Source organism: Bradyrhizobium uaiense (genome assembly GCF_010811875.1).
Lineage (GTDB): Bacteria > Pseudomonadota > Alphaproteobacteria > Rhizobiales > Xanthobacteraceae > Bradyrhizobium > Bradyrhizobium uaiense.
This window is the reverse complement of sequence record NZ_VKHP01000266.1, coordinates 1-12,053: the sequence shown is the minus strand read 5'-3', so window position 1 is coordinate 12,053 and position 12,053 is coordinate 1. Positions and strand designations below refer to the sequence as shown.

The window sequence follows — 12,053 nt, the reverse complement described above, 5'->3', positions numbered from 1 at the left end:
CTTCGCTGTGAACCGTGCTTCTGTGGTGCACCGGAGGGACGATGCGGCCGAAGAAGCACAAGACGACGGGATCAAACGATCTGTTCCGGGCATGGCTGGATCAGATCATCAACATGAAGCACGAGCTCATTCTGCTTGCCGGCAAGATCGACTGGACTGGATCGACGGCGAGATCGCCCCGCTCTACAGCAAGAACGGCAGGCCGGGGATCGAGAACCGCTTCATGATCGGGCTGCCGTTGCTCAAGCACATTTACGGGCTGTCCGATGAGGGAGTGTGCGAGCGCTGGGTCCACGATCCGTACTTCCAGTTCTTTACCGGCGAAGAGTTGTTCCGGCACGTTTTCCCGCACGAGCGCTCGGACCTGAGCCATTGGCGCGAGCGGCTCGGCGACAAGCTGGAGCGGTTGTTGGCCGAGAGCCGTCGGGTGGCGCACGAGGCCGGTGCATTACGCAGCCAGGACCTCAAGCGGGTCATGATCTACACCACAGTGCAACCGAAGGTCATCAGCTTCCCGACCGACGCCAAACTGCTGCATGCAGCGATCCGGAGGCTGAACCGCGTGGCAAGGAAGCACGGGGGCAGGCTGCGGCAATCCTATTGTCGCTTGGCCAAAAGCGCGACGATGATGGCGGCCGTTACGCACATGCCAAACAGTTCAACCGGCATCAGCGGCAGCTGCGTATCCTGCGCAGCCGGCTGGGGCGGATCACCCGCGACATTCGCTGCAAGATCGAAGGCCAGGCGGGCGACGCTGAAGGAGGCGTTCCTCCCGCTTGGCCGGGCCGCGCAGATCCGCTCGCAGTAGCAGCGCCAGCGCGGCTTCAAGCTTTATTCATTCCATGCCCCGGAGGTGGAGTGCATCGGCAAGGGCAAGGCCGCCGCACCTTACGAGTTCGGCGTGAAGGCCTCCATCGTTACCAACAATCGCCGCCCCCCCGGCAGCCTGTTCGTGCTGCATGCCAGGTCGCTGCCCGACAACCCTTACGACGGTCACACGTTGTGGGACGTTATGGACTGCACCGAGCACTCACCGGCTGTGCGATCGAGTGGGCCTATGTCGACAAGGGCTACCGCGGCCACGACGCGCAAAATTCCCGCCGCGTCTTCATCTCCGGCCAGGAGCGTGGTGTCTTCGGCGCCATCAAGCGTGAGCTGCGCCGCCGCTCGGCCATTGAGCGATCATCGGACATCTCAAAGCCGAAGGATACCTCGGTTTCCTCATTTTGGAGGAGGGCGAACACCGTGATGCTTTGCAGGTTTCTTGGTCTTTTTAGCGGTCTTCTTTACTGCCGACTTTTTGGCCTTCTTTGCTTTCTTGGCTTTCTTCGCCAATGCCCACTCCTGATTAAGATTTGAAGCAGCTCAAGAACCTTTGCCACCAACTACGGGGCTCACTCTCGAGTCGGTATTCATAGCCCTCGCGTGCGATCTGGTGCCTGAGCAAGCGGTGGCAGAACGGCACGTAAAGTCTGTTTCCATTCCGGATTTCAGGATCGCTATAGGTGGCATCCAGCGCAGCGTTGTAGGCGAGAGCGTCTAACGCTCGCATAGGCATAGGTTCTTCGCCGGCGATCGTCTGAAGCTTAGACCTCCATCTCGCCACCTCTGGCGTAGGTTCGAGCTCAATTTCTGCAAGCATCTCTTGATACTTGCGGCGCAGAAACTCGTGGGTTCGTGCTTTCGAGCCGAAATCGAACGTAAGCTGCGAGGTGGCAAAAACCAAAACGCCGAATTCGAGCCAAAGCTCCCTGAAATGAAAGAGCTCCGAGACTTTTCCTGCAACGCCGGCTCCGAAGACGATGACTAGGAAGTTCAGTATGCGATTGAGGGTGTCATAATATTCGCGACGCGAAGCGTGGTAGATCGAGTTCCGTAGCGCATCAAATTTCGGGGCACTGATTTCCTCGACCATGCTCGCGGCTCAATCCCGCTTTGGCGGCGGACTTGGCGAAGGCACGGACGGAGCAGGGCGAACTGGAGCATGAACGTCAGGACTTGGCCGCGATGGGGAAGGAGATGGCCTGCTTGGAGCTGGCGCAACTCCCTGGTGCCTGGTGCCTTCGTTTTCTCTGTTCATTCCACTAGCCCTTTCTTTATCCCGAACACTCAGCTGGTGAGAAAAAAAAGATCATCGCAAATAGCAAGGAGGATTCTGCCTACTGAATCTCGTGGGATGCAGAATGTGCCTGCGCCCCATTGCCTAAGCAAGAGGTGACACGGGCTCAATACCGCGGCGTGCGATGGCCAGTGGCGCCGGTGTAGGGGTTGACGTTGCCGCTGGTGCCGTAGTTGTCGCGCTGGGTGCCGTTGGGGTTCGTCGCTTGGTAGGGCTGCACGTACGTGCCATTGCTGCGCGTATAGCCCGACACACCATGGCTGTTTGGATTTGAACCGGTGCCGCCGACGTACTGCGCTTGGGCGGCTGTGGTTGCCAGCAGCAAGGCCGTGGCAAGCAAGATCTGCTTCATTTTGAGTCCCTGGATTTTATTGACGCCGCCATAGAGCATGACAAGGTCCTGTGATGCAACTGGGGGTTATTACGGGGGCGCCGCGCCACTACTAAGGTAAGGGGTTGCTGGAAAGCAATATTCAGAGCTTGGCCCTCGAGCCGGCCGCCCTGCAAAGGCCGGCGGGTAATGCACAGGCAAGGAAAAAGGCTACGGACGCGAAAAAACTGGGCTTGATCTTATCCTCCAAATTATCGTCTGCCGCAATTTGGCAAAAAATCTACTTGAGCGCCGTTTCGATCAGGTTGGCCAGTCGGGCCGCGGCAAGTGCTGCCCTCGCGCGGGCTAGGTTTTTGGCGCTCGTCTCATAGTCGCGCGTCAGAAGGACAGGATTCTTTCCAGTGCTGATTGGCGGAGCGTAGGCGTATTGCTTGGCGAGGTCTGCGCTTTCCTGAGCCCAGACGGCGGGATCGTCAATCTGCGCCTCAACCTGGTTGACACCGACGCTCGATAGCCCGTCCTTATCATCGGCGTCGAAAATGGCGCCATGGGGCGAGGAGTAACCGCCGAAGATCGCGTCCCAGTAGGCGTGCAGAGCCATGCTGGATCCACTTGCCGGTATCACGGATTCCGCATTGCCGCCGGAATCTCCGTCGGGGATCTCATGCGTGTAGCGGGCGCTAGCGTGCAGCGGCTGATGGGCATCGCCGACGAGATGAAGGATCCAGACGAGGTCGTACGAGCGCACATCGTCGGATGCGCCCGAGGACGCCGGCAGCGCTGCGATCATCAGCTTGAGCTGCGTGACGAAGTCGACTGGAGCCGCGTCGGGTAGAGGCGTGCCATCGGGTGTGAAGTCGATGTCCTTGAAATGCCAATAGGCATGTTGGTTGTGATCCGAGTAGCCGATGTTCTGGCCGGCCGTCGTGCTGGTGACCGCATCGCGCGTATAGCCGTACTCCTTGGTCTTGATGTCGTCAGCCCAAGTCGCGGCATGCATGAAAGCGTACATCTTCGCCGTTTTGTCGTCGGCGGCGCCGGAGGTCCACTTCGCATAATCCTTGTTGAGCTTCAGCAAGGCGTCGGCCTTGTCGCGGACAGGATCGGAGAGGCGCTTATACGCCAAATAAGAGATCTGCATGTGCCCTTCGTCCCACCACGCGCGGGCCGGGGATGAAGCGACGCCGAAAGCCAAGGCCAGAACGCTGATCAAAAGCATGCGGCGCATATGTGGGTCTCCAGCTCGTTGTTACCTGAGGTTGCACCAACCGGGGTAAGTTTACCAGTGCTCTGTGACACGCCGATCGATGCGGGCCTGGTGAAGAAGGCTCCGTAATGTCGATGCCGGGCGGGACGCAGAGGTACCGCTCGTTGTCAGGTGGGCGATGTCCAGTGGCGAATCGGGCCCAGTGTGGAGCGTGCGCAGGAAGTGCGATATGCGAGCCAATCTCCGCCCCGCTGCGTTTCAAGACGGCAAACACTAAGTTGGCACAGCCGGCAGGCATTCATGCGATATCAACTCTGACTTTCCGCACTGCGATTCAGTTCACGATCAATGCGATCCTTGGCCCGACGGATTGCAAGAAGCTGCAATCTCGTTCGGGTTTTGCCGCTGATCGTCTTGCCGCCCATCTCGAACCGGTAGCGCCATTCGCCTGCCGACGCTTCTCGAATGCTGAACTGCACGCCTCTGTGTTGCATAGTTCTTTCAGCCTCATGACCGCCGTTTGCGCCAGTTCGTCACCGCGTCGGCCGGGTGCAGATCTTGATTCCTCAAGCATAATGACGCTGACCCACCTGTAAGAGAGCCGCCGATCCCGATGGGACCGGCGGCCAAGTCAAGGGAGGAAACGCCCGTGAGGGCTGCGATAGCGAGACTACCGCAAGGCACCGCCAAGCTCTTGGCGGATCTCAAGAAGACATCTTTGCGATGAGGCCAGAAGGTGCTTTTCGCCTATTGACCCAATGCAGCTGATGCGAAGAGAACTACGCGTTGCGGGCTTGAAGTAATTCAATCCAGTCGGCACTTAAAGAGACAATTGAGTACGTAGCGTACAAAGTGAGTTGTTTCGTGCTTTCTGTTACAATCTTGATCAGGCCGAAGCTCTCTCGCACCACGTTGCGCTGAGCTGGAGTCCGCCGCGGCTTGTCATTTCCGTCCGCGGACAAGATTGCCGGGAGCGCGGGGACGTATCGGCTTCACGATCGGAAACTCTCTGCCAATCGCAAGAAGTTCATAAGGAGCGAGTGACCTTGCTCAGTAAGGACCGACTCCGGGTGAAATTGTACGCCGTAGGTATGTTGATGCCGATGTGCCAGGGCCATGATCTCACCTTCATCTGAATGGGCCGTCGCCATGAGATCAGGTGCATCTGACAGATCGAGTTCGACCGCAAGAGAATGGTAGCGCCCGACCCAAAGTGGTGACGGAAGTGCCAAAAACAACCCACGACCGCCATGCGTTATGCGTGAGGCGCGGCCGTGCATGGGGCGACGTGCACGCACCACGCGTCCGCCGAAAACGCTTCCGATACACTGGTGCCCCAGACAGATGCCAAGAATCGGGACGCGACCCGAAAGCTCGCGGACAATGGCAGTGGATATACCAGCCTCCATCGGCGTGCAGGGGCCGGGAGATATGACGATTGCACTAGGCTGGAGCCCAACGAGATCCGCCACGCTGATCGCGTCGTTTCGGACCACTTGCGTCTCTGCACCCAGCTTGCGGAAATAGCGCGCAATGTTGAATACGAAGGAATCGTAATTGTCGATGATGACAATCAAAATGCACCTGTTGGATCGGCACCGAAGGCCTGAAACAGTCGTTTTGCCTTGGCAAGTGTCTCCTCATATTCGGCTTCGGGATCCGACATCGCCGTTATTGCGCCGCCGGCATGAAACGCAGCCACGTCATCGTCGATCACAACAGTGCGAATCGCAATGTTCGTGTCCATGTATCCATCGAAACCGATGAAGCCGATCGCCCCGCAGTAGACCTCTCGTGCCACTTTCTCGATGTCCGCGATAATTTCCATTGTCCGCACCTTTGGAACTCCCGTCACGGAGCCGCCCGGAAAGCAGGCGCGAAGCAGACTGACGGCGTCTTGGTCTGCACCAAGCGTGCCTTCGATCCCCGACACAAGATGGTGCACGGAGGCATAGGATTCCAAGTTGCAAATAGCTGAAACTTCGACCGAATCGTCCGTGCAAACGCGTGACAGATCGTTGCGCAGCAGGTCGACGATCATAATATTCTCGGCGCGATCCTTCTCGGACGCGAGAAGGAGCTCGGCACGGTGCATATCTTCCGCGGCATCCGCGGAGCGTGCGATTGTGCCCTTGATCGGTCGTGTTTCGACCTGCCGGCCCTCAAGCCTCAGAAATCGCTCAGGAGAGCTCGATGCGATCGTCAGCGCGTCATATTGTAGGAGGGCCGCAAACGGGGCTGGGTTCAAAGAGCGGAGCTGGCAATAAAAGGTAAGCGGATCGAACAGGGGGGAGACCTTGGCACTGAAGCGCTGTGCGATGTTCGCCTGGAATATATCTCCAGCCAGGATTAAATCGATGACACGCTGGACGGCCGCTTTGAACCCTTCCCGGCTAAAATTCGAATTCCATTGGCCCGCGGTGCTGGGGATTACGATCCGCGGCGATTTGGGCCTGGCAAGCAGTGCTGCAAACTCATCGGCGCGACGACGCGCGCGCTCGGCCCGTCGGGTGGGCTCCTGCTCCGGCCAGCCGGTCGAGACGATCCAGCACTTCTCGGCGCAGTGATCGAAGCTGACCACCACATCGTAAAAATGCAGTATTGACTGGGGTAACCCGAGACCCGGAATTGACGGTGCCGGCAACCGCTCCAGTGTTCGGCTCAGGTCGTAGGCAAGAAAGCCGGCTGCGCCGCCCTGGAATGGGGGGAGATCCGGGCGATGCGCTTCTTTGTATCTGGCAAGAAGCTCGCGGAGGGCCTCCCATGGATTCCCTATAAGTGCCTCTCCATTCCAACTTGCCTGTCCATCGGCGACGAAATATGTGCCGAACGGCTCGCAAGCCAGATATGAGTAACGTCCGAGCAGCTCATGCTCTGCCGCGCTATCGAGAAAGGTAAGCTGCGGCCGCTGCGCAAGGCAGCGCAGCGCCTTGATAGGCTCGATCCATGGCAACTCGCAGACGTGCATAGGCTATCTGCTACGACGACCGGCAGGTCGTGAGGTCCGCGCCCCAATTGCCACCCCAACGAGGACTATTTCCGCCCGACACGTACAAAGTCCTGTGACTGATCATCGAGCTACTCACGACCAACCGGTCCGCTGCGCCGAGCGACTTGCCCTAGGCCTGCCGTTCCAGCGAAATGCACGTCTGTCGACAACTCATAGTCAGCGGCAAAGCGCAACTCCCGGAGCGGCCGTACGCATCGGATCGCTTCTTGATATAAATGGTGCGCTTTGTACGCAGCGAGATCCGCCTCACTGTCGAATTCACCATACACCACGACATCGATATCATTGCCGAGCTGGTCGCTCTTGCGATTGCGGGCAATCTCGAGCCGGCGCGCATAGGTGATCGAGGTGAGAACCGATAGACCTTCGATGATTCGGTCGAGATCGGCTTTTTCCTTGGCTGTGAAGAAGACGATATGACGGATCATAGTGGCCGCAAAAGTGACGCCGCAACTTGGTCCCGTTCTTATCTTGGGATTTAGCTTGAGGCAATGCTGACGGGCTTCGACAGGCGGAGCATCTTTGACATCGATAATGCCGCAAATGTGCAGCAGAGCTAGCACTTGAGTAGGACCTGAGAATTGTCATGCCCAATGGTCCGAACGTAGCTTACGTATAAAGGTGATCGATGTGGCGCGCTCTGAGCTCCTGTAAGGGCGCTGCTCGCGACCTCCACATCGAACAAGGTCGGGATTCGTTCCGTTGGAAAAGAGACACTGGGTGCATACCAACCAACACCCAGCGTGGCGTCGATGTGTTATTTGCAGGATCATCGTGATTGATTGCGCAAAATCTGCCGGGGCCGCCCGCCATCGATAAACTCGCGTGCTCAAGTCAAACCTGCAAAAATCCCCCTAGAGTCACGGCTAATATGCCCCGATCGGTTATTTTCCGACAGATCATGTGAAATCGCCCGGTAATCGCACAGCTGTCGCTCGAAGCGGACCGTTCTGTATCTATTGGGATACACCCCGCGGCCCGTAAACGTCTCCGTCCAATCCGGACAATATTTCCGCGCCGATAACAATCTTAACCTGCCACAAGGCATCGAGCACAACTCTAGGAGGGGGACCATCGTTCCGGCCGACCGTCTAGTTCGATGTAACAGTCCGCATTCGAAGCTTTTTGAGACGGGTCGGCGGCGCCGATCACGACGAGGATCTTGCGTATATCGCGGTGCTGTTCGGCGCGTTGAGGGGGTAGGCGATGCACGCGGCAGCGTCGATGAGCAGCCGTTGGCAGATCCGGAAATTGAGGGCACGGGCGTCAACGACTTGCGAAAAGTAAGCGTTCTTTGCGCCAGCGCCCGCTGCATATCATGGAGAATGAGGTGGGCACAACGCTTGACAAGAGATCAAGATCGGCGAGCCAGCAGCGGATCGTGGTCACGGCTACAGGCGCCGGCGTCGGAAAGACCGTGTTCTGCGCAGGGCTCGTCAATCTCCTTGGCGCAAAGTTCTGGAAGCCGATTCAGGCCGGCCTCGAAGGAGAGACGGACACCGAGTGCGTCGCTCGGCTTGCCAGTCTCCCGCCGGATCGCATTGTGCCTGAGGGGTACCGACTGCAAACGACCGTTTGGCCGCACTGTTCCGCGGAAATCGACGAGGCTCGCATTAAGCCCGAATTGCTGGACGTGCCGGACACCGGAGGACAGCCGCTCGTGATCGAGGGGACCGGGGGGCTCATGGAGCCGCTGAATTGTGGTTCGCTTTACGTTGACCTCTTGGAGAGGTGGCGAATTCCTGTAGTGCTGTGCACCAGTACAACTGCGAGCACAATTAATTGTTCATTGCTCTCCATAGAGGCGCTCCGAAGGCGACAGATCGACATTCTTGGAGTCGCCTTGATTGGCGAAAAGAATCCGGATGCCGTGAGAGCGATTTGTGAGATTGGACGAGTGAGGTGGTTAGGGCGACTGCCCTGGATTGCGCCTCTTTCGGCAGACGGACTGGAAACTGCGTTCAAGGTCTCATTCTTGCGTGATGATTTCAAGTGATGATGCGCGATGGGCATCGTGTAAGGGACCTTAGACGCTCGCATCCGCGAAATAGTGCAAAAGGGCAATCGTCTGACGTCCGAGGTGATCGACGAAACAGCGGGGCTTTCTGCAACCGCGTGTCAACGCCGGTTGAAGAGGCTGTGCTCGGAAGGCGTCGTCGAGGCCGATATTTCGATCGTTTGCCAAGGGCTTTGAAGACCCATCCAAATGCTTGCACTGGTGACGATGGAGCGGGAGTGTTCTGATATCATTGATAGGTTTAAGAAGCCCGTCAAAGCTGCGCGCTGAATTACGTCGGCCAATCTCCAGCCACTGACTTACTGTTGAGCGAAGCCAGCGCCCGACGCGGCGCATCTGTTCTTCCAGCTGGTTGGCCGCCGCCACGAAACCGGCGCCATGCTGATCACATGGAACCGCAGAGTTGCCGAATGAGGCAACGTATTCGCTGATCCGAGGTTGCCGTCGATTCTGGAGCGCCTCTTGCACGACAGCTACATGATCATTATCCGCTGCAACAGCTGCTGGCTTTGCGCCAAGCGAAAAGCACTGCATCAGGGCGCCCACCGCTGATGGCCGTCCGCTCGGCTTTGCCTCCGTCGCGTCAGCGGCGTGGCATTTCCAGAACCAAACAATTCGGAGAACGCCTTGCTAACTTGTGGTGGAAGAGGAAGAACAGCGCCCGCTACGAATGATCCGCGAAGCCGAACTCACGCAGCGCGAGATCGCCCAGAAAATTGGCCGCACCGCTAGCGCTGTTGGCTCGTGTTTTCTGGGCACGTCAGCGAATGCTCAGAAATCCACTTTGTCGCGTCATGCTCCGTGACAAACCCCTTGATGACTTCAGTTTCGCCATCGGCCCACAGAATATCGATCCTCCAGCCGGAGCCGGGGTTTTTACAAGCCATGAAAGCTGGTCGTTGCTCGATCATTGCGTAACTATGCGCCGAGGGGGGCCAGATTCAATCAGCAATCTTGCCTTACTTCGCTCTTTTGGGGCTTTCCCGGGCCTATCGGCACCGCTTTCCTGCTCGGCTGCTCTTCAAACAGCCGGCGGATCCGATTGATCCCTTTCATCACCGGCAGTCACAATATCCGCAGCGCTTAGCGTGGGCGCGCGCCTCTAACGGCCCGATCGCAGGCTTGTCGCATGCATGCACAACGCGGCCTTTTTGGACCGCACTCGACCTGCCTCGGGTCGTCATCCCTCAATAATTAGGTGGCCGAGGAACGCATTGCAGGCAGGTTCGGCCTCAGCGAATGCTCCGAAGGGCGGTCCGGCACCTGAGCCGCCACGGGCTTATTCAGAAAGTCTGGGCGATATGACGCAACAAAGCCCGGTTCTCCACCCAGGCTGGTCCGCTTCGGCTCTCGTTGCTGATAGCGAATGAATAGTCGTCGCTGGTTGCGATCCAGATCACCAGTGTCGACGCGGCTGAAGTGCAGGGCCAAATTACCCTCCACATTTGTTCAGCTAAGCTACAGATCAACTCAATGGTTTCATTTCCGGTTCCGCGGCATCGCACCTTCTGGAATTCCTCGGATCTTGACGAGGGGGCGCTTGCGGCTGGCGAGACCTTAAATTGGAGGCAGATTGCTGATTGCATCGCTGGCGCATTCGCCTTGGCTTTCGCCGCACTGCCCCTGGCAGGGCAATGACCAGCCGGCGGATTGCCCCGGCGCGGCCGAGCAAGTCGGCTTGGTTGCGCGCGTGCCGATAGTCGAGATTTTGTGGTGCATCATGGATCATGCGCACTCTGCGCCTCGCGCTCTATAGGCGGGCATGCGCGCCCCAATTTTTACGTCATGTATTCTCGAGGGCATGAATTTAGATGTCATTGAAGGACAACAAGTCGAGCAACTGCTCAGGACACTGGCTCGGCTCTAAGCCGGACCATTAGGACGCTGATCGAAATCGGCGAGGTCTAAGTCCAAACCCAGGCAGACCCCGGCAGCACTTCTCCTACTTGGTCGCGCGGGAAGCCGTTACTTCTTCTGCGGCTGGCGCAGCTCTTCAATCTTTGCACCGTGGCCAGCTGCATCATCTCCGTGCGGCGCAACTGCCTCAGGCCTACATCGAGTTGCGGGCGGATTGCCGCATATGCGGCCCATCTCAGCCCATCCGACGCATTTGCCATTCGGGCCACGATAACCGGGGCCGCCCCGTTCTCCGCACTCGGCGGCTGCCGGGCCCGCGACACAAAGCAATAGGGCAATGGCGGAGAGGAGCGGGATGGTCATGGCGCGGCGCTCAACTCGGCGGGTGCTCCGCATGGAGTGTCGAAAAAACGGACTGCGTTAGGTTGTTCCCGGCGGCGGCTTATTCTGAAACTGGATATTGCACTTCTTAGCGATCGAGGCTTGTTCGATTGCGACCATCTGACCCTTCATCTGACCGAGTTCGGCTGCGGTCTGCTTGTCGCCGCCAACCAGGAACGCTGCGGGCCAGAAAACGATGACTGCGGCTGTCGTCGCTATTGTATCCTTTGTGCGCTGACTGTCCTGAGCACCCGAGAGGGCAGCTGCGCGCGCAGATACGCCCTGCGCCTCCAGAGCGAACTGTTGGCAGGTATAGGACTGATACATCACAGGTGAAACGTAGTTCGGCGTGATATCCGCCGCCGATGACGCACAACCACCCAAGGCGGCGGCGAGCGCCACCATTCCAAAATTTCTCATCAAAAGCCTCCCCAGTCGCCCGCTACTAAGCGCAACTACTGGTGGAGAGCAAATCCGTGGATACCCGGATAGCCGAAAGTAGTGGGCGCGATCGCCGATGAGACGCCTCTGCATGTGGCGTAATTCGCGATGCCATTAATCAGCAGCGAGAGCTGGTTAAGAACGGCCGCACTTCGGTTCGGCAATGCTCATTGCATTAGCTGTTGCCATTGCGGCCGTTCGTTAAGTGGAGAAGACTGATTCTCACTGAAGCCCTTAGTAGCACGGCCGCCCGAAAGACTTTTGCGCAATCACGTGAACTACTGAATCGTGCGCGCCTTCAGCAGTCTTTTGCGGGGGAGAATATGGCCATCCTCGGCTTCGTTCTGCTTGTCGTGATGTTCTTTGTAATGATCGCGATTAACAAGGCGCACAAGGACGAGACAGGCGTCAACATGCCTATCTGCACCGTGAGCCGATCGACTTCCGGGCTGGCATCAACAGCCTTGCGGTCCTGGTCCAGGAGACGATGGCGCTCGATCCATTCACTCCGGCTGTTTTTGCGTTCTGCAATCGCCGTTGCGACCGGATGAAGTTGCTGTTCTTCGACCGGTCCGGCTTTGTGCTGGTCCTGAAGCGGCTGACCGAGGACAAGTTCCGATGGCCGCGCCGCCAGGAGGCGGTCGTCACGCTGACGACCGAGCAATTGCACTGGATCCTTGACGGCATCGA

At 58.1% G+C, this 12,053-nt stretch carries 11 protein-coding genes and 1 pseudogene; 4 read left to right on the top strand and 8 right to left on the bottom strand.

Annotated elements, in window-relative coordinates; translation table 11 throughout:
* Positions 1-41 precede the first annotated feature (41 nt).
* Positions 42-1,262, top strand: a pseudogene (locus FNJ47_RS39240) (IS5 family transposase); the annotation flags it as partial.
* Positions 1,263-1,348: 86 nt separating this feature from the next.
* On the opposite strand, the gene FNJ47_RS39235 reads toward FNJ47_RS39240, so the two are convergent.
* From FNJ47_RS39235 to FNJ47_RS39205, 7 genes are all read right to left on the bottom strand, one after another.
* Positions 1,349-1,915 (bottom strand): hypothetical protein, encoded by a 567-nt coding sequence (locus FNJ47_RS39235; protein ID WP_163161253.1) that lies wholly within the window; start codon positions 1,913-1,915, stop codon positions 1,349-1,351.
* A 310-nt stretch (positions 1,916-2,225) separates the two neighbouring features.
* Positions 2,226-2,510: a hypothetical protein gene (locus FNJ47_RS39230; RefSeq protein WP_236000349.1), complete on the bottom strand. Its 285-nt coding sequence runs from the start codon at positions 2,508-2,510 to the stop codon at positions 2,226-2,228.
* 220 nt (positions 2,511-2,730) lie between these two features.
* Positions 2,731-3,678 (bottom strand): S1/P1 nuclease, encoded by a 948-nt coding sequence (locus FNJ47_RS39225; RefSeq protein WP_163161251.1) that lies wholly within the window; start codon positions 3,676-3,678, stop codon positions 2,731-2,733.
* A gap of 287 nt (positions 3,679-3,965) precedes the next feature.
* Positions 3,966-4,136: a hypothetical protein gene (locus FNJ47_RS39220; RefSeq protein WP_347341776.1), complete on the bottom strand. Its 171-nt coding sequence runs from the start codon at positions 4,134-4,136 to the stop codon at positions 3,966-3,968.
* A 513-nt stretch (positions 4,137-4,649) separates the two neighbouring features.
* Positions 4,650-5,234 carry an anthranilate synthase component II gene (locus FNJ47_RS39215; RefSeq protein WP_163161247.1) on the bottom strand — a complete coding sequence of 195 codons (585 nt, stop codon included), beginning with the start codon at positions 5,232-5,234 and terminating at the stop codon, positions 4,650-4,652.
* Positions 5,231-6,625, bottom strand: coding sequence for an aminodeoxychorismate synthase component I (pabB, locus tag FNJ47_RS39210; protein WP_163161245.1), 1,395 nt, complete (start codon positions 6,623-6,625; stop codon positions 5,231-5,233). Before pabB ends, FNJ47_RS39215 begins: the two co-directional genes overlap by 4 nt.
* A 110-nt stretch (positions 6,626-6,735) precedes the next feature.
* Positions 6,736-7,230, bottom strand: a complete 495-nt coding sequence (locus tag FNJ47_RS39205) for a Dabb family protein (protein WP_430649457.1) — start codon at positions 7,228-7,230, stop codon at positions 6,736-6,738.
* 767 nt (positions 7,231-7,997) lie between these two features.
* Here FNJ47_RS39205 and FNJ47_RS39200 point away from each other — a divergent pair.
* Together FNJ47_RS39200 and FNJ47_RS54855 are read left to right on the top strand one after the other, a co-directional pair.
* The gene (locus FNJ47_RS39200; protein ID WP_347341775.1) at positions 7,998-8,663 is read left to right on the top strand and encodes a dethiobiotin synthase; all 666 of its coding nucleotides are present in this window, start codon (positions 7,998-8,000) and stop codon (positions 8,661-8,663) included.
* 54 nt (positions 8,664-8,717) lie between these two features.
* Positions 8,718-8,861 (top strand): winged helix-turn-helix transcriptional regulator, encoded by a 144-nt coding sequence (locus FNJ47_RS54855; RefSeq protein WP_430649456.1) that lies wholly within the window; start codon positions 8,718-8,720, stop codon positions 8,859-8,861.
* Positions 8,862-10,961: 2,100 nt separating this feature from the next.
* Here FNJ47_RS54855 and FNJ47_RS39190 read toward each other — a convergent pair.
* A complete protein-coding gene (locus FNJ47_RS39190; protein WP_163161241.1) occupies positions 10,962-11,342 on the bottom strand; it encodes a hypothetical protein in 381 nt (126 codons plus the stop codon).
* A gap of 442 nt (positions 11,343-11,784) precedes the next feature.
* Here FNJ47_RS39190 and tnpB point away from each other — a divergent pair.
* On the top strand, positions 11,785-12,053 hold a 269-nt coding region (gene tnpB / locus FNJ47_RS54850; protein ID WP_163161255.1), incomplete at its 3' end, for an IS66 family insertion sequence element accessory protein TnpB.